General features: G+C 61.2%; 22 protein-coding genes. 9 read left to right on the top strand and 13 right to left on the bottom strand.

Annotation, left to right across the window (positions count from 1 at the left end):
• Nucleotides 1-32 precede the first annotated feature (32 nt).
• From KB892_RS03670 to KB892_RS03640, 7 genes are all read right to left on the bottom strand, one after another.
• Nucleotides 33-911 (bottom strand): MetQ/NlpA family ABC transporter substrate-binding protein, encoded by an 879-nt coding sequence (locus tag KB892_RS03670; RefSeq protein ID WP_002915265.1) that lies wholly within the window; start codon nt 909-911, stop codon nt 33-35.
• Nucleotides 908-1,606, bottom strand: a complete 699-nt coding sequence (locus KB892_RS03665) for a methionine ABC transporter permease (RefSeq protein WP_002915267.1) — start codon at nt 1,604-1,606, stop codon at nt 908-910. The genes KB892_RS03670 and KB892_RS03665 overlap by 4 nt, the downstream gene beginning before the upstream one ends.
• A complete protein-coding gene (locus tag KB892_RS03660; protein WP_004151072.1) occupies nt 1,603-2,625 on the bottom strand; it encodes a methionine ABC transporter ATP-binding protein in 1,023 nt (340 codons plus the stop codon). Before KB892_RS03660 ends, KB892_RS03665 begins: the two co-directional genes overlap by 4 nt.
• On the bottom strand, nt 2,622-4,028 hold the full coding sequence (locus KB892_RS03655) for an LLM class flavin-dependent oxidoreductase (RefSeq protein WP_002915313.1): 1,407 nt from the start codon (nt 4,026-4,028) through the stop codon (nt 2,622-2,624). The genes KB892_RS03660 and KB892_RS03655 overlap by 4 nt, the downstream gene beginning before the upstream one ends.
• Before the next feature lie 73 nt (nt 4,029-4,101).
• Complete coding sequence (locus tag KB892_RS03650; RefSeq protein WP_004151073.1) at nt 4,102-5,499, bottom strand: FAD/NAD(P)-binding protein; 1,398 nt, start codon at nt 5,497-5,499, stop codon at nt 4,102-4,104.
• A gap of 46 nt (nt 5,500-5,545) precedes the next feature.
• Nucleotides 5,546-6,718 carry an FMNH2-dependent alkanesulfonate monooxygenase gene (gene ssuD / locus KB892_RS03645; RefSeq protein ID WP_002915347.1) on the bottom strand — a complete coding sequence of 391 codons (1,173 nt, stop codon included), beginning with the start codon at nt 6,716-6,718 and terminating at the stop codon, nt 5,546-5,548.
• Between the two features lie 77 nt (nt 6,719-6,795).
• Nucleotides 6,796-6,912, bottom strand: coding sequence for a hypothetical protein (locus tag KB892_RS03640; protein ID WP_004219275.1), 117 nt, complete (start codon nt 6,910-6,912; stop codon nt 6,796-6,798).
• Between the two features lie 77 nt (nt 6,913-6,989).
• On the opposite strand from KB892_RS03640, the gene KB892_RS03635 reads away from it, so the two are divergent.
• Nucleotides 6,990-8,933: a sigma-54-dependent Fis family transcriptional regulator gene (locus KB892_RS03635; protein ID WP_004151074.1), complete on the top strand. Its 1,944-nt coding sequence runs from the start codon at nt 6,990-6,992 to the stop codon at nt 8,931-8,933.
• Between the two features lie 96 nt (nt 8,934-9,029).
• Entirely contained in the window at nt 9,030-9,785 is a 756-nt protein-coding gene (gene xni, locus KB892_RS03630) for a flap endonuclease Xni (protein WP_004142871.1), read from the top strand.
• Nucleotides 9,786-9,855: 70 nt separating this feature from the next.
• Here the strand turns inward: xni and fucO are convergent, their stop codons facing one another.
• Both fucO and fucA read right to left on the bottom strand, forming a co-directional pair.
• Entirely contained in the window at nt 9,856-11,004 is a 1,149-nt protein-coding gene (gene fucO / locus KB892_RS03625; protein ID WP_004151075.1) for a lactaldehyde reductase, read from the bottom strand.
• Nucleotides 11,005-11,031: 27 nt separating this feature from the next.
• A complete protein-coding gene (gene fucA, locus KB892_RS03620) occupies nt 11,032-11,679 on the bottom strand; it encodes an L-fuculose-phosphate aldolase (RefSeq protein ID WP_002915470.1) in 648 nt (215 codons plus the stop codon).
• Between the two features lie 565 nt (nt 11,680-12,244).
• On the opposite strand from fucA, the gene fucP reads away from it, so the two are divergent.
• The 5 genes from fucP to fucR all read left to right on the top strand — a co-directional run bounded on the left by fucP (nt 12,245) and on the right by fucR (nt 18,082).
• Nucleotides 12,245-13,555: an L-fucose:H+ symporter permease gene (gene fucP, locus KB892_RS03615; RefSeq protein WP_004151076.1), complete on the top strand. Its 1,311-nt coding sequence runs from the start codon at nt 12,245-12,247 to the stop codon at nt 13,553-13,555.
• Between the two features lie 32 nt (nt 13,556-13,587).
• On the top strand, nt 13,588-15,363 hold the full coding sequence (gene fucI / locus KB892_RS03610; protein WP_002915510.1) for an L-fucose isomerase: 1,776 nt from the start codon (nt 13,588-13,590) through the stop codon (nt 15,361-15,363).
• Between the two features lie 107 nt (nt 15,364-15,470).
• Entirely contained in the window at nt 15,471-16,889 is a 1,419-nt protein-coding gene (gene fucK, locus KB892_RS03605; RefSeq protein WP_004151082.1) for an L-fuculokinase, read from the top strand.
• 1 nt (nt 16,890) lies between these two features.
• Nucleotides 16,891-17,313 carry an L-fucose mutarotase gene (gene fucU, locus KB892_RS03600; RefSeq protein ID WP_002915538.1) on the top strand — a complete coding sequence of 141 codons (423 nt, stop codon included), beginning with the start codon at nt 16,891-16,893 and terminating at the stop codon, nt 17,311-17,313.
• A gap of 58 nt (nt 17,314-17,371) precedes the next feature.
• Entirely contained in the window at nt 17,372-18,082 is a 711-nt protein-coding gene (fucR, locus tag KB892_RS03595; RefSeq protein ID WP_062954962.1) for an L-fucose operon activator, read from the top strand.
• A gap of 48 nt (nt 18,083-18,130) precedes the next feature.
• Here fucR and rlmM read toward each other — a convergent pair whose 3' ends face one another.
• The 4 genes from rlmM to KB892_RS03575 form a co-directional block, all read right to left on the bottom strand.
• Nucleotides 18,131-19,231, bottom strand: coding sequence for a 23S rRNA (cytidine(2498)-2'-O)-methyltransferase RlmM (gene rlmM / locus KB892_RS03590; RefSeq protein ID WP_002915541.1), 1,101 nt, complete (start codon nt 19,229-19,231; stop codon nt 18,131-18,133).
• Entirely contained in the window at nt 19,224-19,619 is a 396-nt protein-coding gene (locus KB892_RS03585) for a DUF423 domain-containing protein (RefSeq protein WP_002915543.1), read from the bottom strand. The genes rlmM and KB892_RS03585 overlap by 8 nt, the downstream gene beginning before the upstream one ends.
• Nucleotides 19,620-19,638: 19 nt before the next feature.
• The gene (gene gcvA, locus KB892_RS03580) at nt 19,639-20,556 is read right to left on the bottom strand and encodes a glycine cleavage system transcriptional regulator GcvA (protein ID WP_002915545.1); all 918 of its coding nucleotides are present in this window, start codon (nt 20,554-20,556) and stop codon (nt 19,639-19,641) included.
• A 351-nt stretch (nt 20,557-20,907) separates the two neighbouring features.
• Complete coding sequence (locus KB892_RS03575; protein WP_002915549.1) at nt 20,908-21,132, bottom strand: YgdI/YgdR family lipoprotein; 225 nt, start codon at nt 21,130-21,132, stop codon at nt 20,908-20,910.
• A 197-nt stretch (nt 21,133-21,329) separates the two neighbouring features.
• Between KB892_RS03575 and csdA the strand changes: the two genes are divergently transcribed.
• Together csdA and csdE are read left to right on the top strand one after the other, a co-directional pair.
• On the top strand, nt 21,330-22,535 hold the full coding sequence (csdA, locus tag KB892_RS03570) for a cysteine desulfurase CsdA (RefSeq protein WP_002915551.1): 1,206 nt from the start codon (nt 21,330-21,332) through the stop codon (nt 22,533-22,535).
• On the top strand, nt 22,535-22,966 hold the full coding sequence (gene csdE, locus KB892_RS03565; RefSeq protein WP_004151086.1) for a cysteine desulfurase sulfur acceptor subunit CsdE: 432 nt from the start codon (nt 22,535-22,537) through the stop codon (nt 22,964-22,966). Before csdA ends, csdE begins: the two co-directional genes overlap by 1 nt.
• Nucleotides 22,967-23,008 lie beyond the last annotated feature (42 nt).

Genomic DNA, 23,008 nt, shown 5'->3' with positions numbered 1-23,008 from the left:
ATAACAACGAAAATAGACGTCGTGCAGGACGCTTATTCCGCGGACACTGGAACTAATACGTCTTTTACCAGCGGGTCATCGGTGGTTTTTAACCACGTCTGGATCCGCGGATCAGAAAAAGCCTGTTTTAATTTGACGATATTTTCCTGCGATAAATACGGTGTACCAATCACTAATTGCGAAGCAAAGGTGCGCGGCGCCGGCGGGAATAATATGCCTTTCTCACGCGGCACTTTCCCGGCGTCAAATTGCGAGACATAGCCGATGGCGGCATCCACCGAATTTAACGCCCGCGGCATGGTCAGCAGATCCAGCTCTTTAAAGACAAACTGATGCGGGTTACCGACAATATTTTTCAGCTTCGCCGTGCGCGGCTCCACCGCCGGGTCGAGCGAGATCAACCCAATGCGCTGGAGCAGCCACAGGGCCTGCCCCTGATTGGCGCCATCGTCAGGCACGACAATGGTCGCGCCGTTGGGCAACGCCTGTACCGACGAGTAGCGGTCGGAATAGATGCCAAACGCCCACTGGAACACCGGCACCGTGGTCGACAGCGCAAAGCCGTTAGCGTCCACCACCTGTTTAAGCCACCACTGATGCTGATAGATCGTCCCGGCATACTGACCTTCCGCTACCGCGCGGTCAGCCTGGACCGGATCCTGCACCCCCACCGCCTCCAGTTTCAGACCGTAATCGGGCGCAATATGCTGATTAATATACTCAATGATCCGCTGCTCGCCGGCCATCGCCGGCTCGTAGTGAATTTTTAACGTGCTGCCGAAGACCACCTGCTGGCTTTGGGTATGTCCCCGCCACCACCAGAAGGCGATGGCGAGCAGGATAATCACCGCCAGCGCCGCCAGCCAGGGCCAGCGCCGCGCTTTACGTAACTCAAATTGCTCTGTTGTCATACAAGGTTCCCCTGCGTGTGGCGTAAACGGTTGACCAGACGGTCACCCAAAAATTGAATCAACTGGATCGTGGCGATCAGGGCAACGATCGTCGCGATCATGATGTGGTTGTCGAAGCGCTGATAGCCGTACACCACGGCCAGGTAGCCGATGCCGCCGGCGCCGATGGTCCCGGCGATAGCCGAATACTCGATCATCGAGACCAGGTTTAGCGTCACCGCCGCCACCAGCGCGGGCATGGCTTCACTGAGCTGCGCGCTGGCAATGATTTGCCAGCGCGACCCGCCGCAGACGACCCCCACCGCGGTGACCTCCGCCGGCAACTCGCGCAGCGCGTTCTCCACCAGACGGCCAAAGAACGGGACGCCGGCGGCGATCATCGGCACGACCGCGGCGGGTATGCCAATCGTGGTGCCGGTCAGCCAGTAAGTGAACGGGATAATGGCGGCCATCAGCACCAGAAACGGCAGCGAACGTCCCATATTGACCACCCAGTTCAGCAGCCGGTACAGCAGTGCGTGCGGAAATAAGCCCCGCGGCGAGGCGTTAAACAACACCACCCCCACCAGTCCTCCCAGCGTGACGACAAACAGCATCACAATGGCCACCATCAGCCAGGTTTCGCCATAGGCGGGGAGCAGCAGCGAAGGGATTTCGCCCCAGGGGGTATCCTGACTGATGACTGTCGGTTTCATACCGCCTCCCTGAGCAACGGCGCGCTGTCGAGGATCTCCGCCGTTATGCCGAGCTGCGCCAGCAGGCCCTGCAGTCGCGCGGGCGACAGGCGTTCGCCCTGAAAGCGCACTCCGGCCTGCAGGCGACCGGCCAGCCGACCATTAATCACCTCGACGTGACCGCCAAGGAGATCGATCTGCAGCGCCCACTGCTGGCTCAGGCGGCTGATCCAGTCGGTGGCCACCGGCACATCCCAGCGGTAGCTCAGACGCAGCAGCAGATCGCTGTGGGTAGCTGCCGCCGGCGTCAGCGGCAACAGCTGCTGGCCGAGCAGAGAATCGGGACGCGCCAGCAGATCTTCGATCCGCCCGTACTGGACGATCGTCCCGTCGCGGATCTCCGCCACCGCATCCGCCGCCGTGCGCACCGCGTCCATTTCATGGGTAATCAGGACGATCGCCAGCTGGTACTCATCACGCAGCCGCTTGAGCAGAGCCAGCACCGAGGCCGTGGCCTGAGGATCGAGGCCGGAGGTGGCTTCATCCGCCAGCAGAACGGACGGGCGCAGCGCCAGCGCGCGGGCAATGCCGATCCGCTGGCGCTGGCCGCCTGAGAGCTGGGCCGGCCAGGCATCCGCTTTGTGGCTCAGGCCGACGCTCTCCAGCAGCTCGCCAACCCGCGCCTTGATATCGCGCTCCACCACACCAAGCCACGCCAGCGGCAGGGCGACATTCTCCCAGGCGGTCCTGCGGCTCAACAGCGCCGAAGACTGGAAAACGGTGCCAATCGCCCGCCGTTCCCGGCGCAGCGCCTCGCCGGACAGCGCCGACAGATCCTTGCCATTGATACGAATGCTGCCGCTGTCCGGTTGCTCCAGCAGGCTGATGCAGCGCGCCAGGGTTGATTTACCGGCGCCGCTCGGCCCCACCACCGCGGTGATGGAGCGCTCAGGCACCTGCAGCGACAGCCCTTTCAGCACCGCGCTGAGCCGGCCATCCGCCGTGCGGTAACTTTTATGCAGGTCATCAATAGCGATCATGTCACCTTCTCCTCTACCGATGCCGCCGTGCGCGCATCGCGGCGGTAGCTGGCGCCCGGGTGAGGCGCGGCCAGACGCGGGCCGCCGCCGAACAGTTTTTCGCGCAGGGTCCCCTCGCGGTACTCTTGCTTAAAGACGCCGCGCTTTTGCAGCTCAGGCACCAGCAGCTCGACGACATCGCGGAAGGTTTCGTGAGTGACGGCATAGGCGAGGTTAAAGCCATCGACGTCCGTCTCTTCGACCCAGGACTGCAGTTCGTCCGCCACGGTTTGCGCGCTGCCAACCACCAGCGGACCGAAGCCGCCGATCCCCGCCCAATCGGCCAGGGCCTGCACCGTCCACTGGCGGTTCGGATCAGCGGTCGAAAAGGCCTCCACCGCCGACTGAATGGCGTTGGTGTGCAGATACTTCAGCACCTGATCCGGCTGATACTGGCCGAAATCGATCCCCGTCCAGCCGGAGAGCAGCGCCAGCGCGCCTTCATAGCTGACGTACTGCTTATATTCCTGCCACTTCGCCTGTGCCTCGCGGTCGGTGTCGCCGACAATCACCGTCTGCAGGTTGAAGATCAGGATGCTGTGCGGATCGCGCCCCGCCTCAGCTGCCCGGCGGCGAATATCCGCCACCGTCTTCTTCAGCAGCACCTTCGACGGCGCTGCGACGAAGACGCATTCGGCATGGCCGGCGGCGAACTGTTTGCCGCGGCTGGACGCCCCCGCCTGATACAGCACCGGCGTGCGCTGCGGGGATGGCTCGCAGAGGTGGATCCCCGGCACGGAAAAGAACTGTCCCTGATGGTTAATGGGATGGATTTTCCGCGGATCGCTGAAGATCTTCCGCTCTCTGTCGCGCAGCACTGCCCCGTCCTCCCAGCTTCCCTCCAGCAGTTTGTAGATCACCTGCAAATACTCATCGGCATAGTCATAGCGGGTGTCATGGTCGGTCTGGGTCTGCTGGCCGATATTGCGCGCCCCGCTCTCCAGATAGGAGGTGACGATATTCCAGCCCACCCGCCCTTTGGTCAGATGATCGAGCGTAGACAGACGACGAGCGAAGGGGTAAGGATGCTCAAACGACAGCGAGGCGGTCAGGCCGAAGCCCAGATGCTCCGTCACCAGCGCCATTGGGGTGATCAGAGCCAGCGGATCGTTGACCGGAACCTGCGTCGCCTGGCGGATCGCCGCATCGCCGCTGCCGTTCAGCACGTCATAGATCCCCAGCACGTCGGCGATAAACAGCCCGTCGAACTTGCCGCGCTCCAGCAGCCGCGCCAGATCCACCCAGTACTCCAGATCTTTATACTGCCAGGAGCGATCCCGGGGATGCGCCCACAGGCCCGGCGACTGATGGCCGACGCAGTTCATATCGAAAGCGTTAAGACGAATTTCACGTTGTGATGACATAGCAATCTCCATAGCGCGGCCCGTCGCCGGGGCGCACGCGGCAAAATGAATCAGGGAAAAGAAAGAGAGGTATTCAGTACGCAGGACATCGGGAGTCCTGCGGGATCCCGAGCGTGAGTAACGCTTGCGCCGCCACGTCAGCGGCATGGTCGGCTACCTGCGGCAGGCCCATCAGTTCGCCAAAACGCCCGCGGGCGGCCGGACCGGCCACCAGCACCGGCAGCGCCTCAACGTGCGGCTCAGCCACTGCCCGGGAACGGCTGTCCACCTCCAGGCCCATGCCGAGGGCATCGGCGCGAATCAGGCCGCGGCGGGCGAGGTCCTGTAAAAATGGCTGGCTGTCGGTCAGGGCGCGGTGTGCGGGTCCGGTGGTCAGGATCAGGTGATCGACGCTCAGCGTCTGCACGCCGCCGCCGCGCCGCGCCAGCGTCAGACGCAGCGTTTCGCCTTCACCGCTTATCGACAGTAGCCTGGCCGCCTGCACCTGCAGACTGCCCGTGCGCTGGCGCGCCTCCAGCACCTCGGCGACCTGCGGCGCCACGCGGTAGCGGTGGACATCCCAGTAATGGCGCAGATGGCGCAGAAAACGCTGGCGATCGGCGACGCTGAGCGCCTGCCAGATCCGTTGCCCCTGCTGACGAACCGCATCCAGCACCACCTGCCAGCTCAGGCCCTGCTGCGCCGCATACGCGACGTCGAGGCGGATCTGGCGCAGGCGCTGGCGCAGGCTGCCCTGCTGATAGTCGCCAGGCCAGGTTGCCCCTGCGCCGCTAAGGTTGCCGCGCGACAGCAGGCCATGGCGCGAAAAGGCGACGATACTGCCGCGGTGGCCCAGCCGGTCCAGCGTCGCGACCGTATCGGCCATGGTTAATCCGGTGCCCATCACCGCCACCCGGGCGTGCGGGGCGATGGCATCGAGCGCGCCGGGCTGCCACGGGTTGGCAATCAGCGCCGGATGATGACGCCAGGCTTCGGCCTGCGTCGGCAGCGAAGGCGGTGGATGACTGATCGCCAGCACCAGCAGATCGGCCTTAAGCTGCAGGCCGCCGTCGGTGGTCACCATCCCCTGATGAAAAGCGAGCGCCCGATCGCGCAGGTGGCGAAGCCGTCCGCCGCTGGACGCCGCGGCGTCGGCAAAACGCTGCGCCACATAGCGACCAAACTGGCCGCGCTGAGGGTAGACGGAACCGTCCGGGCGCAGCGCCTGCACATCGACGGTAAAGGCAGGCTGATGGCGGTACCAATGATCGAAGGCGCCCTCTTCGTCGCCGGCCAGCTGCATGCGAGCGGCCGGAACGTTAATCCGGTGCGTCGGCTCCGCGGTGGAGTAGGCCACCCCGGCCCCGGGGGACTGGCGCGGCTCCAGCAGCGTCACGCGCACCCCGTTCGGCGCCAGGCGCAGCAGCTCAATCGCCACCGCCGCGCCGCTAAAGCCGCCGCCGATAATCACGATATGCGGTTCTGCACTCATCGCTGCCCTCCTCCGGTATGCTGTCTCATGGTCGCGCTCCGGGCCATCAGCTGGCGCTGACCTGGCGCACCGGGCGCTTATCGCCGCCGATGGTTTCGCCAAACGGACCGGTGTTCACGCTACGCGCCTTCGACGAGGCCCCGTTTTCCAGCGGCAACAGAGGCATCACCAGCTCAGCAAAGCGGTGCGCTTCTTCCAGATGTGGGTAGCCGGAGAAGATAAAGTTGCTGATGCCGAGCGCCTGATATTCGCGGATGCGTTCCGCTACCTGCTGCGGATTACCTACCAGCGCGGTACCCGCGCCGCCGCGCACCAGTCCGACGCCGGCCCACAGATTGGGCGCAATGCGCAGATTATCGCGCGATCCCTGATGCAGGGCGCTCATCCGCGCCTGGCCGGCCGAGTCCATGCGGGCGAAGATCTTTTGCGCCTGGGCAATGGTATCGTCGTCAAGATGGGCGATCAGCCGGTCGGCGGCGGCCCATGCCTCTTCTTCCGTTTCGCGCACAATGACGTGCAGACGAATGCCGTACTGCAGGGTGCGTCCGCGGGCCGCGGCGCGCTCGCGCACCACCGCCAGCTTCTCCGCCACCAGTTCCGGGGGTTCGCCCCACGTCAGATAGCTGTCGATCTGCTCGGCCGCCACATCAATGGCCGCATCAGAAGAGCCGCCGAAATAGAGCGGCGGGCCATTCTCCTGCACCGGCGGGAACAACACCTCAGCGCCTTCCACGTGAATATGCTCGCCGTGATAATCTACTTTTTCCCCGCGCAGCAGGCGGGTGTAAACATCAAGAAATTCGCGGGTCACCTGATAGCGCTCGCTGTGGCTGAGGAAGATACCGTCGCCTTTGTTTTCCACCGGGTCGCCGCCGGTAACGACGTTGATCAGCAGCCGACCTTCCGATAAACGGTCGAGGGTGGCCGCCATCCGCGCCGCCAGGGTTGGCGGCTGCAGGCCCGGCCTGACCGCCACCAGATAGCGCAGACGGCGGGTCAACGGCGCCAGCGCCGAGGCCACCAGCCACGAATCTTCACAGCTTTTACCGGTGGGGATCAGCACGCCGTAGTAGCCCAGGCTGTCGGCTGCCAGCGCCACCTGCTGCAGATAAGGTAAATCGACCGGGCGTCCACCCTCGGTGGTACCCAGATAACGGCCATCGCCGTGGGTAGGTAAGAACCAGAAGACATTGATCTTGTCGGGAGCTTGCTGCGTCATTATCTATTTCCTATATAACCATATCCGATATTTATCGAAGAGATGTTTTAATTTGGTTATATGGGTGTTAGCGATAATCATGCCAATGGTGAATAAAAAATTAATCTTTTAAAATCAATGCACTGAAAACGGCTTCGCCGCGCCGCGCTGTTGCAAATCGCGCAGCCACCGCGCATCCGCTGGCGCATTTGCAACAGCCGGGGGCCTTCCCCCTCTGGTTTCTGCGGCCGCCGCAGGATAAGTTCAGAGCGTCAACGATCGGAGGCCCGCTATGCTGAACCCAGAATCCCCTTCCACCGCTCCCGCGCTGATCGACCCGGCGTCGAAGGCCTTCCAGAGCCTGCTGGACAAACTCGCGCCAACGGAGGCGACCGTGCTGATCGTGGGCGAAACCGGCACCGGCAAGGAGGTGGTGGCCCGCTATCTCCATCATCACAGCGCCCGTCGCCAGCAGCCGTTTCTGGCCGTTAACTGCGGCGCGCTGACCGAGAGCCTCGCCGAAGCTGAACTGTTCGGCCATGAGAAAGGCGCCTTCACCGGCGCGCAGCAGGGACAGCCCGGCTGGTTTGAAGCCGCGGAAGGGGGGACGCTGCTGCTGGACGAGATCGGCGAATTAAGCCTGCCGCTGCAGGTCAAGCTGCTGCGAGTGCTGCAGGAGCGTGAAATTACCCGCGTCGGCTCACGCAAAGCGATTAAAGTGAATGTCCGGGTGATTGCCGCCACCCACGTTGACCTGGCCCAGGCGATCCGCGAGCGCCGCTTTCGCGAGGATCTCTACTATCGACTGAATATCGCGGTGGTGCCGCTGCCGCCGCTGCGCCAGCGTCGGCAGGATATCCCGCTGCTGGCGCACCACTTTTTATCACTCTACGCCCGGCGCCTCGGGCGGCCAACCCTGCGTCTGGCGCCGGAATCACTGGCCCGGCTGATGGACTATTCGTGGCCGGGCAATATTCGCGAGCTGGAAAACACCCTGCACAACGCGGTGCTGCTCAGTAAAGAAGAGGAGATCAGTCCTGCCCAGCTGCGCCTGGCGACGCTCAACGACGCCCCGGGGCCGGCGAGCGATCATGAGCTGGACGACTTTATTCGCCACCAGCTGGCGCTTCCCGGCGAGCCGCTGTGGCAGCGAGTGACCAGCGCCCTGATTCGCCACGCCATGGCACATTGCGACGATAACCAGAGCCAGGCGGCCGAGCTGTTGGGGATCAGCCGGCATACCTTGCGCACCCAGCTCGCTAACCTCGGGCTGATCAAAAGCCGCCGCCGCCCGCCTGCGCCGCCGCGGGCGTTCGCCAACGCAGCCGGGGCCGATCGCGAACTGCGCATTGGCTACCAGCGCTTCGGCAGCCTCGGGATCCTGAAAGCCCGTCAGAGCCTGGAAACCGCCTTCGCCAGCCTCGGCGTCAACGTGCTGTGGAGTGAGTTTCCTGCCGGACCGCAGCTCCTCCACGCCCTCGCCTGCAACGAGATCGACTTCGGCACCACCGGAGAAGCGCCGCCGGTGTTTGCCCAGGCCAGCAATAGCGAACTGATGTACGTGGCGTGGGAGCCGCCGGCGCCGCGCAGCGTGGCGATGGTCGTCCCGCAGGAGAGCGACATTCGCCAGCTCAGCGATCTGCGCGGTAAACGCATCGCCCTCAATAAAGGGTCGAATGTCCACTGGCTGCTGCTGCAGATCCTCGAGGACGCCGGCCTGGGTCTGAACGATGTGCGGGTGGTCTATACCCCGCCGAAATATCCGCTGACCGCCAGCGACTATCTGGCGGTTGACGCCTGGATGATGTGGGATCCGCTGCTCAGCGACGCCGAACACACCGGCGAGCTGCGGGTGGTCGCCAGCGGCGAAGGCCGGGTCAACAACCATCAGTTTTATCTTTCGCGACGGGACTACCTCGCTCAGCATGGCGATATCATGCGCCGCCTGCTGACGGAGCTGACCCACACCGGGCAGTTTATCGACTCGCATCGCGGCGAAGCGGCCCGCTTACTCTCGGCAGAGCTGGGGATCGACGCCCGGTCGCTGAGCATGGCCCTCGCCCGCCGCAGCCATCGCCCGCGGCCGATGGATCTGTCGGTGATCCGCGCCCAGCAGACCATCGCCGATCGCTTTTACGCCCTCGGGCTTATCGCCAAACCGGTCCCGGTGCGCGAAGCGGTGTGGTACGGCGAACCCGCGCCGGACGTCATCAGACCGCTGATGGCGGTCAGTTAGCGAAATTTGCGCGTTATCTTCCTGATTGTTCAGGCGCAGATAGCCTCGATCTGATGGCGATGTTACCCTAAAGACGCTGAGAATAAGGGGGTATCTGTGGCTGTTCATCTGTTAATCGTCGACGCGTTAAATCTAATCCGCCGCATCCACGCGGTGCAGGGTTCACCCTGCGTCGATACCTGCCTGCATGCCCTGGAGCAGCTGATTGTCCACAGTCAGCCCACCCACGCTGTGGCGGTGTTCGATGATGAGGATCGCGCCCACGGCTGGCGCCACCAGCGCCTGCCGGAGTACAAAGCCGGCCGCGCGCCGATGCCGGAGACGCTGGTCGCCGAGATGCCGGCGCTGCGGGCCGCCTTCGAACAGCGGGGGATCCGCTGCTGGGCCTCGCCGGGCAGCGAAGCGGACGATCTCGCCGCCACCCTAGCGGTAAAGGTGGCCCAGGCGGGCCATCAGGCCACCATCGTCTCCACCGACAAAGGCTACTGCCAGCTGCTGTCGCCCACCATCCGCATCCGCGACTACTTTCAGAAGCGCTGGCTGGACGCCCCCTTCATCGCCAGCGAGTTCGGCGTCACCCCGGAGCAGCTGGCGGATTACTGGGGGCTGGCGGGGATCAGCAGCTCGAAGGTGCCGGGCGTGGCGGGCATTGGACCCAAAAGCGCCGCCCAGCTGCTGAACGAGTTTCAGGACCTGGAGGGGCTGTACGCCCGTCTGGCCGAGGTCCCGGAGAAGTGGCGCAAAAAGCTGGCCGCGCATCAGGAGATGGCCTTCACCTGCCGGGAGGTGGCCCGCCTGCAGACCGACCTCCAGCTGGACGGCAATCTGCAGCAGCTGCGGCTGACGCGCTGACCTTCGTTAAGAGGTGCGCCGGTGCAGGGTGACTGCCTCCGGCACTGCCTGCTTTACCCGGGCCAGGCAATCACCAGGCAGCCTGATATAACCCGACGATATCCGCCAGGCTCGCCTCGCGCGGGTTGCCGCCGGTACACACATCCGCCAGCGCCGCCTGGGCCAGCGCCGGAATATCCTCTTTCCTGACGCCCACCTCGCGCAGATGGCCGGGAATACCGACATCGCGGTTAAGCTGGCAGACCGCCTCTACTGCCGCCTCGCGCGCGGCGGTCAGGCTTAACGCTTCCACCCTGACGCCCATCGCCCGGGCGATGTCGCGATATTTTTCCCCGGTCGCCTCAGCATTAAAGCGCATCACGTGCGGCAGCAGGATGGCATTCGCCACGCCGTGCGGCGTGTTGTAAAAAGCGCCGAGCGGATGCGCCATGCCGTGCACCAGCCCGAGCCCGACGTTGGAAAATCCCATCCCCGCCACATACTGGCCGAGCGCCATAGCTTCCCCCGCGCCGGCGTCGCCGGCAACCGAGCCGCGCAGCGCGCCGGCGATGATCTCGATGGCCTTGAGGTGCAGAGCATCGGTCAAAGCCCAGGCGCCGCGAGTGAGGTACCCTTCGATAGCATGCGTCAGGGCGTCCACGCCGGTAGCCGCCTTCAGCGCCGGCGGCATAGCGTCCATCATATCGGCATCGATAAAGGCCACCTGCGGAATATCGTGCGGGTCGACACAGACGAATTTGCGCCGCTGTTCTTCATCAGTGATGACATAGTTAATCGTCACCTCCGCCGCGGTACCCGCGGTGGTCGGCACCGCGAAGATCGGCACGCTGGGCTGACGGGTGGGCGACAGCCCCTCGAGGCTACGGACATCGGCGAATTCCGGGTTACGCTGAATAATACCGATCGCCTTACAGGTATCCTGCGGCGAACCGCCGCCGATGGCGATCAGGTAATCCGCCCCGCTGCGTTGAAAGGCCTGCCGCCCCTGCTGGACCACGGCGATGGTCGGGTTAGGGATCACGTCGCTGAATATATCCCATGCCAGCCCGGCGGCATCCAGTTTGTCGGTGACTTTCGCCGCCACGCCGCAGCGGGCGAGAGTGCTGTCAGTGACGATCAATGCTTTACGATAACCGCGCCGCACCGCTTCATCGGTTAATGCGTTTATCGCCCCCCGGCCAAACCATGCCGTTTCATTGAGGATCATTCTGTTTGCCATCGTGGCTCTCCTGTTAGCGTTGCGGCATCACTCTTCAATGCGTAATCCGTAGGTTTTGAACTTCTCCAGCACGATGGCGATCGCCTCGTCATCCAGCACCGGGACCGGGTCGGTAATCGCCAGCGTACTGAGGTAGAGCTGGGCCAGGACCTCCACTTCATGCGCCAGCCAGAGCGCTTTCTCCAGGCTGGCCTCGCAGGCGATCAGGCCGTGATGCTGCAGCAGCGTGGCTTTGCGGTGCTTCAGCGCCACCGCGACATGCTCAGACAGTTCGCGGGTGCCGAAGGTGGCATAGGGCGCGCAGGGGATCGAATTCCCGCCGGCCGCGGCGATCATATAGTGAATGGCCGGGATGGGCCGGTTGAGGATCGACACCGCCGTACAATGGACAGCGTGATTGTGGACCACCGCCTGGGCATCGGGTCGCGTCTGGTAGGCCGCCTGATGAAAACGCCATTCGCTGGAGGGCAGTTTTCCCTGCTCATGCTGGCCGTCGGCATCAATAAAGACGATCTTGTCTTCCGTCAGCTTTTCATATGGGATACCGGTAGGGGTGATCAGCATTCCTCCCTGATAGCGCACGCTGACATTGCCGGCGGTCCCCTGATTTAACCCCAGGCGGGTCATTTCCAGGCAGGTATCGATAATCTGCCGGGCCAGTCTGTTTCTTTCCATTGCGTTCCTCTTTTGGTGACTCATCATCCATCAACGGCAGGGCAACAGAAATATCGTCGGCTACCGTGGGATAGGGTGAATAATGGTCTTCATCATCAACCTGAATATTCAAAGGGGAATTTTCATGATTATTTTTTGTGAGCCGCGTCAATTATTCCGCCATGAATAAAGCAACCATACCCATTACGAGAGAGATTAAAATGCCCGTTCTTAATAATATTTCATCAAGCGGGCATTTTATTTCTTTGTAACAATTGCCCGTTTTCCACAATATATATTCATTCGGTCATAAGCGTTGTGGTTTTGTGAATTTTTTTCTCAAACGGTCAGCGTTTTTGAAAAATTAAAGTGACAACAATCACATAAAATGGCCCACAGTACGTTAAGTGTGACCATCATCATATTAACAGGCGGTTTTTATTTGAAAATGAAGCCATGAGTTCCGCCGTGACTTTCATTTCACTCACCGGCGCGTCACCTGAGCTCACTTAATTTTGCGGTCTGCTGCAGCACCAGACTGCGCCCTGAATGCTGTTGTAAATGCTTCTGAACTGATGAGGACGCTATGGGAAACACAACGATACCAACGCAAAGTTACCGCGCCATGGAGAGCGGGCAGAGTAAGAGCTACATTATTCCTTTCGCTCTGCTGTGCTCCCTCTTTTTTCTGTGGGCGGTGGCAAATAATCTGAATGATATTTTATTACCGCAATTTCAACAGGCCTTTACCCTGACTAACTTCCAGGCCGGATTAATTCAATCGGCCTTTTACTTTGGCTATTTTATTATTCCCATCCCCGCCGGGATGTTGATGAAAAAATTCAGCTACAAAGCCGGCATCCTTACGGGGCTGTTTTTATATGCCTGCGGCGCCGCGCTGTTCTGGCCTGCCGCCGAAGTGATGAACTACACTTTATTCCTGATTGGATTATTTATTATCGCTGCCGGGCTTGGCTGTCTGGAAACCGCGGCCAACCCGTTTGTCACCGTCCTCGGTCCGGAAAGCGGCGGTCACTTCCGCCTTAATCTGGCCCAGACCTTTAACTCATTCGGCGCCATTATTGCCGTGGTATTTGGCCAGAGTCTTATTTTGTCTAACGTCCCGCATCAGCCGCAGGAGGTGCTGGATAAAATGACGCCGGAACAGCTCAGCGCCTGGAAGCACAGTCTGGTCCTGTCGGTACAAACCCCCTATATGATTATCGTGGCCATTGTCCTGCTGGTCGCCCTGCTGATCGTCTGCACCCGCTTCCCCTCCCTGCAAAGCGATGACCACAGCGACAGCGCGCAGAGCACTTTTTTCGCCTCGCTGACGCGCCTGATGCGCATCCGCCACTGGCGCTGGGCGGTACTGGCCCAGTTCTGCTACGTCGGCGCGCAAACCGCCTGCTGGAGCTACCTGATTCGCTACGCTATCGAAGAGATCCCGGGCATGACGGCCGGTTTCGCCGCCAACTACCTGACCGCCACCATGGTCTGCTTCTTTATCGGCCGTTTTACCGGCACCTGGCTTATCCGCCGCTTCGCGCCGCACAACGTGCTCGCTATCTATGCGTTTATCGCCATGCTGCTCTGTTTGCTCTCCGCCTTCAGCGGCGGCCACGTCGGTTTGCTGGCCCTGACCCTGTGCAGCGCCTTTATGTCCATTCAGTACCCGACCATCTTCTCGCTGGGGATTAAGCATCTGGGCCAGGACACCAAATATGGCTCGTCATTTATCGTCATGACCATTATCGGCGGCGGGATCGTTACCCCGGTGATGGGCTTTGTCAGCGACGCCGCCGGCAATATCCCGACCGCCGAACTGGTCCCGGCGCTGTGCTTCGCCATCATCTTTATTTTTGCCCGTTTCCGTTCACAAGCGGCGACGAACTAAACCTGTTATCCGCATAACCTGAGGGATCTGTAATGAAAAAAATCAGCTTACCGAAGATCGGTATTCGTCCGGTAATCGATGGTCGTCGCATGGGGGTCCGCGAGTCACTGGAAGCGCAAACCATGAACATGGCGAAAGCCACCGCCGCGCTTATCAGCGAGAAACTGCGCCACGCCTGCGGCGCCCGGGTGGAGTGCGTGATTGCCGATACCTGCATCGCCGGCATGGCCGAGTCGGCCGCCTGTGAAGAGAAATTCAGCAGCCAGAACGTCGGCGTCACCATCACCGTCACCCCCTGCTGGTGCTACGGCAGCGAAACCATCGACATGGATCCGCTGCGCCCGAAGGCCATCTGGGGCTTTAACGGCACCGAGCGTCCGGGGGCGGTCTATCTGGCCGCGGCGCTGGCGGCCCATAGCCAGAAAGGGATCCCGGCGTTCTCCATCTACGGACATGACGTGCAGGATGCCGATGACACGTCGATCCCAGCGGATGTCGAAGAAAAGCTGTTGCGCTTCGCTCGCGCCGGCCTGGCTGTCGCCAGTATGAAAGGGAAAAGCTATCTGTCGCTGGGCGGCGTCTCAATGGGCATCGCCGGATCTATCGTCGACCACAACTTTTTTGAGTCCTGGCTCGGCATGAAGGTGCAGGCTGTCGACATGACGGAGCTGCGCCGGCGAATCGATCAAAAAATCTATGATGAAACCGAGCTGGAGATGGCGCTGGCGTGGGCGGATAAACACTTCCGCTACGGCGAAGATCAGAACGCTGAGCAGTATAAGCGCAATGAAACGCAGAGCCGCGCGGTGCTGAAAGAGAGCCTGCTGATGGCGATGTGCATCCGCGACATGATGCAGGGCAACCCGAAGCTCGCAGAAAAAGGGCTGGTGGAGGAGTCGCTGGGCTACAACGCCATCGCCGCCGGTTTCCAGGGTCAGCGCCACTGGACCGATCAATACCCCAATGGCGATACCGCCGAAGCGCTGCTCAACAGCTCTTTTGACTGGAACGGGGTGCGCGAACCGTTTGTCGTCGCTACCGAAAACGACAGCCTCAACGGCGTGGCCATGCTGATGGGCCATCAGCTCACCGGCACCGCCCAGGTGTTTGCCGACGTACGCACCTACTGGTCGCCGGATGCCGTTGAACGGGTCACCGGGCAGCCGCTCACCGGGCGGGCGGAGCACGGCATCATTCACCTGATTAACTCCGGCTCTGCGGCGCTGGACGGCTCCTGCCAGCAGCGCGACGCGCAGGGCAATCCGACGATGAAACCCCACTGGGAGATTGAGCAGAGCGAGGCGGATGCCTGCCTCGCGGCGACCGAATGGTGCCCGGCGATCCACGAATACTTCCGCGGCGGCGGCTTCTCTTCCCGCTTCCTGACCGAAGGCGGCGTGCCGTTCACCATGACCCGGGTGAACATCATCAAAGGTCTGGGGCCGGTGCTGCAAATTGCCGAAGGCTGGAGCGTAGCGCTGCCCAAAGCGATGCACGACCAGCTCGACGCCCGCACCAACTCCACCTGGCCCACCACCTGGTTTGCCCCACGCCTGACCGGCAAGGGCCCGTTCAGCGATGTGTACTCGGTGATGGCCAACTGGGGCGCCAACCACGGCGTGCTGACCATCGGCCACGTTGGCGCAGATTTCATTACCCTCGCCGCCATGCTGCGCATTCCGGTCTGCATGCACAACGTGGAAGAGGCGAAAATCTATCGCCCTTCCGCCTGGGCCGCGCACGGCATGGATATCGAGGGCCAGGACTACCGCGCCTGCCAGAACTACGGGCCGCTGTATAAGCGTTAACAGGTTGGTTTCGCCCGGAGGCGCAGGCTTACCTGGCCTAAAGACGCGCGCGGTCTGTAGGCCGGATAAGCGCTGCGCCATCCGGCAATGTTGTTTCGGGAGTCACTATGAAGCAAGACGTTATCCTGGTCCTCGACTGCGGCGCCACGAACGTGCGGGCGATGGCCGTGGATCGACAAGGGAACATTATCGCCCGCGCCGCAACGGCGAACGCCAGCGACATCGCGGCGGAAAAAAGCGACTGGCACCAGTGGTCGCTGGAGGCCATTATGCAGCGCTTTGCCGACTGCTGTCGGCAGATCCATGACCAGCTGGCCTCCTGCACGGTGCGCGGCATCACCGTCACGACCTTTGGCGTCGATGGCGCGTTGGTGGATGAGCAGGGCGCCCTGCTGTATCCGATCATCAGCTGGAAATGCCCGCGCACCGCGGCGGTGATGGAGAAAATCAGCCAGTATATGCCCGCGCGCCAGCTGCAGCGGATAGCCGGCGTCGGCGCGTTTGCGTTCAACACCCTGTATAAGCTGGTGTGGCTGAAAGAGAACCACCCGCAGCTGCTGGCGCAGGCCCATGCCTGGCTGTTTATTTCATCGCTGATCAACCATCGGCTGACCGGGGAGTTCACCACCGACCTCACCATGGCGGGCACCAGCCAGATGCTCGATCTCCGGCAGCGCGATTTCAGCGCGCCGATCCTGCAGGCGACCGGCCTGCCGCGCCGCCTGTTCCCGCGGCTGGTTGAAGCAGGCCAGCCGATCGGCGCCCTGCTGCCGGAGGCCGCTGCGCTGCTGGGCCTCCCCGTCGGGATCCCGGTTATCTCGGCCGGGCATGACACCCAGTTCGCTCTGTTTGGCGCCGGCGCCGGGCAGGATGAGCCGGTGCTCTCCTCCGGGACCTGGGAGATCCTGATGGTGCGCAGCGCGCAGGTCGACACCTCGCTGCTCTGTGACTACAGCGGCTCCACCTGCGAGCTGGACAGCCAGCCGGGCCGCTATAACCCGGGGATGCAGTGGCTGGCCTCCGGCGTGCTCGAGTGGGTGCGCAAACTGCTGTGGAGCGCTGACACCCCATGGCAGACGCTGATTGACGAAGCGCAGGCGATCCCGCCCGGCGCCCAGGGCGTCAGGATGCAGTGCGACCTGCTCGCCAGCCAGCACGCCGGCTGGCAGGGCGTCACGCTCAACACCACCCGCGGCCATTTTTACCGCGCCGCGCTGGAGGGGTTAAGCGATCAGCTGGCGCAGCATCTGCAAACCCTGGAAAAAATCGGCGGCTTCAGGGCGAAAGAGCTGCTGCTGGTGGGCGGCGGCAGCCGCAACGCGCTATGGAACCAGATCAAGGCCAACCGACTCGGGATACCGATCAAAGTCCTCGACGATGCCGAAACCACCGTGGCCGGCGCGGCGATGTTTGGCTGGTATGGCGTGGGCGAGTTCTCTTCGCCAGAACAGGCCAGAGCGCAGGTCGCGTACCGCTACCGCTATTTCTGGCCGCAAACTGAACCTGAACTGATAGAGGAAGCCTGAGATGCTCAAAACCATTTCCCCGCTGATATCGCCGGAACTGCTGAAAGTGCTGGCCGAAATGGGCCATGGGGATGAAATCATTTTTTCCGATGCCCATTTCCCGGCGCACAGCATGGGGCCGCAGGTGATCCGCGCCGATGGCCTGCGAGTCAGCGATCTGCTGCAGGCGATTATCCCGCTGTTCGAATTAGACAGCTATGCGCCGCCGGTGGTGATGATGGCCGCCGTCGAAGGCGATGCGCTCGACCCGACGGTGGAACAGCGCTATCGGCAGGCGCTATCGGCGCAGGCCCCCTGCCCGGATATCGTGCGGATTGACCGCTTTGCCTTCTACGACCGGGCGCAAAAAGCCTTTGCGATCGTTATCACAGGAGAGTGCGCTAAGTACGGAAATATCCTTTTAAAAAAAGGAGTCACGCCGTAATCTCATGCCGGAGCGTCTGCCTGATGCAGACGCTCAATCAATGATGGGATGAGAATAAATGAAAGCAGCCCGCCAGCAGGCGATCGTCGATCTCCTGATCACCCACAGCATCCTGACCACCGAAACGTTGTCAAAACAGCTCAACGTCAGCAGGGAAACTATTCGCCGCGATCTGAGCGAGCTGCAGGCGCAGGGCAAAGTGCTGCGTAACCACGGCCGGGCCAAAGTGATCCACCAGCGCAGCCAGGACAGCGGCGATCCTTTCCACATGCGCCTGAAAAGCCATTACGCGCATAAAGCCGACATCGCCCGCGAAGCGCTGGCCTGGATTGACGAAGGGATGGTGATCGCCCTCGATGCCAGCTCCACCTGCTGGTATCTCGCCCGCCAGCTGCCGGACCGCCCGCTGCACGTCTTTACCAACAGCCAGCCCATCTGCCAGGAGCTGGCCAAACGCGACCAGATCACGCTCACCTGCTCCGGCGGCACTCTGCAGCGGAAATATGGCTGCTACGTGAACCCGGCGCTGATTTCCCAGCTGAAATCGCTGGAGATCGATCTGTTTATTTTTTCCTGCGAAGGCATCGACCCGCAGGGCGCGCTGTGGGACTCCAATGCGTTCAATGCCGACTTCAAATCGATCCTGCTTAAGCGGGCGGCGCAGTCGCTGCTGCTGATCGACAAAAGCAAGTTCAACCGCTCCGGCGAGGCGAGGATTGGTCATCTGGATGACGTGACGCATATTGTGTCGAATGCGCCGCAGCCTTAAGGGGAAGGCCGGAGGACGCGCACGCGTCTCCGGCCTGAGGGGGAAGGATTAACGCTCGTCGCGACGTCCGCCGACGGCGGCCCACAGGCGGCGCACGTGAACGGTCACCTCTTCACGATCGTGATACAGCTGACGCGCCTGGATCTGGGCGTTAACGCCGTGCTCGTCCAGCTGGGCCTGAATATAGGCCAGATTCTGCGACACCTCTTCATAGCGCTTTTTCATCGGCAGCTTGAGGTTGAAGATGGTCTCCCGGCACCAGCCGTTGACCAGCCACTGCGCCATCAGCGCCGCCACCTTCGCCGGTTTCTCCACCATATCGCAGACCATCCACGAGATGTTGTTGCGGTTCGGACGATAGCGGAAACCGTCTTCGCGCAGCCAGGTCACCTGGCCGGTATCCATCAGGCTCTGGGCCATCGGGCCGTTATCGACCGAAGAGACCCACATGTTGCGCTTCACCAGCTGATAGGTCCAGCCGCCCGGGCAGGCGCCGAGATCGACGGCATACATGCCGTTCGCCAGACGCTCGTCCCACTCGTCCGCCGGAATAAAGACGTGGAACGCCTCTTCCAGCTTGAGGGTGGAACGGCTCGGGGCGTCGGACGGAAACTTCAGCCGCGGAATGCCCATATAGAACGGTGAGTTGTTGTTGCTGTATGAGTAGCCGGTATAGCAGCAGCCGGGTGCGATAAAGAACACATGCACCACCGGTCGCTTTGGTGTTTCATAGTTGGTCAGCACGCCCGCCTCGCGCAGCGCCGCGCGTAACGGCACCGTAAACTTGCGGCAGAACTTCATCAGCTCTTTGCTTTCGTTGGTATCCGCCACTTCCACACGCAGCTCGCCCCCCTTCTCCACCACGCCCTGCAGCATGCCGACGATCGGGGTTATGCGATCCTCCGGCGGCAGGTCGCGCAGCAGTTCGCCGACCACAAACATCTGTCGGGCGAAAATTAGCGAGCTGAACGGCAGATCGCGCACCAGCTTCTCGCCGTCGTCCTGCTGATAACCTTCAAAAATTACATAGCCAGAGTCTTCTTTGACCCGGGCAAAACCAAACACCTCAAGGCGGGCTGCCTTATCGGTAATTTCTGCTGCGCACTCTTTCTCAAACCCAGGGCGACAATAGAGGACAACCTTATTCATGAACAACGCCCTTACGTTTCAGACGAATTGCACCAATTAACATTAAAACCCAACCGGCGAGGAAGCTTACGCCGCCCACCGGGGTCACGAACGCCCACAGACGTAAATGAGAGAGCGCCAGACAATAGAGGCTGCCGCTGAACAGCACGGTCCCTAACGCCAGAAATACGCTGCTCCAGTAGAACCAGATACTGATCCGACGCTGCATCGCCACCGCCAGACCAAAAATCGCCAGGGTATGGAAGGCCTGATACTCCAGGCCGGTATGGATCCAGGCCATCTCCGCCGCGCCGAGCGATTGACTTAAGACATGCGCGCCAAAGGCGCCCAGAGCCACAAAGATAAAGCCGCTAATCGCGGCGAATATCAGCATAAAACGGCTGGTCATGTTGTTACCCTACAAGTAATTATTGTTCATAACGAAAGCGGAATTTTTCTTGTTCACTTGCCGCTTTCGCCAGGATCCACTGCCGGAAAGCGGCTATTTTACCCAGTTCTGCCTGACTGTCATGGCAAACAAGGTAAAACGCATTCTTACTGACCAGAACATCATTAAACGGACACACCAGACGACCGGCTTCAATTTCGGACTGCGCCATGACGTTGTTGGCCAGCGCCACGCCCTGCCCGTGAATGGCCGCCTGCAGCACCATCGCGCTATGGCTGAAAATCGGCCCCTGCTGCACATTAATATGGCTTAGACCAAGCTGACGGGTATAAGTTTGCCAGTCGCGGCGGGACGCATCGTGAAGCAGGGTATGTTGCGCCAGATCGGCAGGCGTTTTCAATGCTTTGTCGCCGGTGAGCAAGAGCGGGGAACAGACCGGCAGCAGATACTCGGCGTACAATTTTTCCACACGCAGGCCCGGCCAGTTGCCGCGGCCGTAAAAAATCGCCACATCGACATCGTCCGCCAGCTTATCCTCCTGACGGTCCACCGCCTGGATCCTGACGTCGATTCCCGGATAAGCTGAGTTAAAGCTTGTGAGTCTTGGCACCAGCCACTGAATGGCGAAACTTGGCAATAAACTGACCGTTAATGCCCCTTTGGCGCTGCGCGCCTGCAGTTTACGCGTCGCTTCCGTCAGTTGCGAAAAAATCTCTTTAATATCCTGAAAATAGCTCTGCCCTTCTTCCGTTAACAGCAGCGAACGATTGCGCCGACGGAACAGCTTAAGGCCCAGAAAATCCTCGAGAGACTTGATTTGATGGCTGACTGCGGCCTGCGTCACAAAAAGCTCATCGGCTGCCCGAGTGAAGCTGAGATGACGTGCGGCTGCATCAAAAACACGTAATGCATTCAGAGGTGGTAATCGCTTCGACATGGTTATTCTGGCTTAGATGTTAACTCAATTTAACAAATAGGAAACAATGATTAACCTATTAGTTTTTTTTATCTGAGCCATTATAAATTGTCCGTTGAGGTTCTACCAGCAAATACCTATAGTGGCGGCACTTCCTGAGCCGGAACGAGAAGCTTTTTTTGGAATGCGTGTTCCATCAAGCTTTTGGCTTACGGTTGTGATGTTGTGTTGTTGTGTTTGCAATTGGTCTGTTTTTGCAGACCCTGGTAGCAAAGCTACCCCTTTTCACTTCCTGTACATTTACCCTGTCTGTCCATAGTGATTTAATGTAGCACCGCAACGCGCGGTGCTTTTTTTTGCCTTTTTACTGCCTTACTCGTCCAGTTCACCCAGTTGTTTCACGTCAGAGCGATTGATCTGCTGTTTGTTGCCCCACGCGTCTTTATACGAGATCATGCCAGTGTCATTATCGGTTTGCGGTTTCCCGTCGGTAACGATGGTCCGCCCATCGTTGGTATGCATCACATAGTTAGAGGAACAGGCGCTCAGGCCTAAAGTCAGCATACAGGCAGAGATAATCGCAGCGGCCTTAGTCATTTTCATTCTTCTCTCCTTACGGCTATTTATACTATTCGTAACTCGTTAAGTAATAGGTTAAAACACAAACCCAACACTTTTCAGCATAACCCTCTTTGACCGACGTGGAGTCACATTCGGACAATTCCACAGGACGCAGAGACCTTGTCACGCCCGGCAAATTGCGCGACGATCGCGGTATTGATACGAGGAATTCCATGAACGCATTCAACCCGGCGCACTTTCGCGCGCAGTTTCCGGCTCTGGCCGATGCCGGCGTCTATCTCGACAGCGCCGCGACAGCGCTCAAACCGCTGGCGGTGATCGACGCCAGCGACCAGTTTTATCGCCTGAGCGCCGGCAATGTCCATCGCAGCCAGTTCGCCGCCGCCCAGCGGCTGACCGAGCGCTACGAGGCGGCCCGCGATCGCGTGGCGGCGTGGCTTAACGCCCCTTCCGGCAAAGATATCGTCTGGACGCGGGGGACCACCGAGGCCATCAATATGGTGGCGCAAAGCTACGTCCGGCCGCGCCTGCAGCCTGGCGATGAAATTATCGTTAGCGAAGCCGAGCATCATGCCAACCTCGTGCCCTGGCTGATGGTGGCCGGGCAGACCGGCGCCAGAGTGGTCAAGCTGCCGCTTGGCGCCGACCGCCTGCCGGATATCGCCAGCCTCAGCGCGCTGATTACCCCGCGCAGCCGGGTGCTGGCCATCGGTCAGATGTCCAACGTCACCGGCGGCTGCCCGGACCTGGCGCAGGCTATCCGCCTTGCTCACGCCGCCGGGATGGTGGTGATGGTCGATGGCGCCCAGGGAGCGGTGCATTTCCCCGCTGACGTGCAGGCGCTGGATATCGATTTTTACGCCTTTTCCGGCCATAAGCTGTATGGCCCGACCGGGATCGGCGCCCTGTACGGCAAAAGCGAGCTGCTGGCAGCGATGTCGCCCTGGCTCGGCGGCGGGAAAATGATCGCCGAGGTCAGCTTTGACGGCTTTACGCCGCAGCCGGCCCCCTATGGCCTCGAGGCCGGTACGCCGAATGTCGCCGGGGTTATCGGCCTCAGCGCCGCGCTGGAGTGGCTGGCGCAGAGCGATATCGGCCAGGCGGAAAACTGGAGCCGCAGTCTGGCGAGCCTGGCGGAAGAGGAACTGGCGAAACGGCCGGGCTTCCGCTCTTTCCGCTGCCAGCAGTCAAGCCTGCTGGCCTTTGAATTTGAGGATATTCATCACAGCGATCTGGTGACGCTGCTGGCGGAGTCCGGCATTGCCCTGCGCGCCGGGCAACACTGCGCCCAGCCGCTGCTGGCGGCCTTAGGGGTCAGCGGCACCCTGCGGGCCTCTTTCGCCCCCTACAATACCCAAGACGATGTTGCGGCGCTGGTCCACGCGGTGGATCGCGCCCTGGAAATTCTGGTGGATTAATGACAACTCTGCACCCCTTCGGCACAACCATTACCGACGCTACGCTGCGCCAGATCTTCGCCCCGCTGAACCAGTGGGAGGATAAATACCGTCAGCTGATTTTATTGGGCAAAAAGCTGCCGACGCTGACCGACGAGCGCAAAGCGCAGGCCCATGAGATTGCCGGCTGTGAGAACCGCGTCTGGCTGGGCTATGAGGAGGACGCCGAGGGCAGGCTGCACTTCTTTGGCGACAGCGAAGGAAGGATTGTGCGCGGTCTGCTGGCGGTACTTTTAACCGCCGTGGAAGGAAAAACCCGCGCCGGGATCCTGGCGCAGGATCCGCTGGCGCTGTTCGACGAGCTGGGGCTGCGCGGCCAGCTCAGCGCCTCGCGCAGCCAGGGCCTCAGCGCCCTGAGCGAGGCGGTGCTCGCCGCCGCCCGCGAAAGTTAATCTCCCGATTTCGCTTTCCCGCCGCCGCGCCCGGTGGGGAAA

Source organism: Klebsiella sp. P1927, assembly GCF_018204675.1.
GTDB lineage: Bacteria > Pseudomonadota > Gammaproteobacteria > Enterobacterales > Enterobacteriaceae > Klebsiella > Klebsiella pneumoniae.
This window is presented reverse-complemented; position numbering and strand designations above follow the sequence as displayed.

What these genes read in the sequence shown, in the direction of transcription:
- rlmM (WP_002915541.1), bottom strand. Translation starts at nt 19,231, where the DNA reads ATGAATAAGGTTGTCCTCTATTGTCGCCCTGGGTTTGAGAAAGAGTGC.
- fucU (WP_002915538.1), top strand. Translation starts at nt 16,891, where the DNA reads ATGCTCAAAACCATTTCCCCGCTGATATCGCCGGAACTGCTGAAAGTG.
- KB892_RS03575 (WP_002915549.1), bottom strand. Translation starts at nt 21,132, where the DNA reads ATGACTAAGGCCGCTGCGATTATCTCTGCCTGTATGCTGACTTTAGGC.
- fucR (WP_062954962.1), top strand. Translation starts at nt 17,372, where the DNA reads ATGAAAGCAGCCCGCCAGCAGGCGATCGTCGATCTCCTGATCACCCAC.
- csdE (WP_004151086.1), top strand. Translation starts at nt 22,535, where the DNA reads ATGACAACTCTGCACCCCTTCGGCACAACCATTACCGACGCTACGCTG.
- KB892_RS03670 (WP_002915265.1), bottom strand. Translation starts at nt 911, where the DNA reads ATGACAACAGAGCAATTTGAGTTACGTAAAGCGCGGCGCTGGCCCTGG.
- fucA (WP_002915470.1), bottom strand. Translation starts at nt 11,679, where the DNA reads ATGGAAAGAAACAGACTGGCCCGGCAGATTATCGATACCTGCCTGGAA.
- KB892_RS03585 (WP_002915543.1), bottom strand. Translation starts at nt 19,619, where the DNA reads ATGACCAGCCGTTTTATGCTGATATTCGCCGCGATTAGCGGCTTTATC.
- fucO (WP_004151075.1), bottom strand. Translation starts at nt 11,004, where the DNA reads ATGGCAAACAGAATGATCCTCAATGAAACGGCATGGTTTGGCCGGGGG.
- KB892_RS03650 (WP_004151073.1), bottom strand. Translation starts at nt 5,499, where the DNA reads ATGAGTGCAGAACCGCATATCGTGATTATCGGCGGCGGCTTTAGCGGC.
- KB892_RS03655 (WP_002915313.1), bottom strand. Translation starts at nt 4,028, where the DNA reads ATGTCATCACAACGTGAAATTCGTCTTAACGCTTTCGATATGAACTGC.
- csdA (WP_002915551.1), top strand. Translation starts at nt 21,330, where the DNA reads ATGAACGCATTCAACCCGGCGCACTTTCGCGCGCAGTTTCCGGCTCTG.
- gcvA (WP_002915545.1), bottom strand. Translation starts at nt 20,556, where the DNA reads ATGTCGAAGCGATTACCACCTCTGAATGCATTACGTGTTTTTGATGCA.
- fucI (WP_002915510.1), top strand. Translation starts at nt 13,588, where the DNA reads ATGAAAAAAATCAGCTTACCGAAGATCGGTATTCGTCCGGTAATCGAT.
- KB892_RS03665 (WP_002915267.1), bottom strand. Translation starts at nt 1,606, where the DNA reads ATGAAACCGACAGTCATCAGTCAGGATACCCCCTGGGGCGAAATCCCT.
- ssuD (WP_002915347.1), bottom strand. Translation starts at nt 6,718, where the DNA reads ATGACGCAGCAAGCTCCCGACAAGATCAATGTCTTCTGGTTCTTACCT.
- fucK (WP_004151082.1), top strand. Translation starts at nt 15,471, where the DNA reads ATGAAGCAAGACGTTATCCTGGTCCTCGACTGCGGCGCCACGAACGTG.
- fucP (WP_004151076.1), top strand. Translation starts at nt 12,245, where the DNA reads ATGGGAAACACAACGATACCAACGCAAAGTTACCGCGCCATGGAGAGC.
- KB892_RS03635 (WP_004151074.1), top strand. Translation starts at nt 6,990, where the DNA reads ATGCTGAACCCAGAATCCCCTTCCACCGCTCCCGCGCTGATCGACCCG.
- KB892_RS03660 (WP_004151072.1), bottom strand. Translation starts at nt 2,625, where the DNA reads ATGATCGCTATTGATGACCTGCATAAAAGTTACCGCACGGCGGATGGC.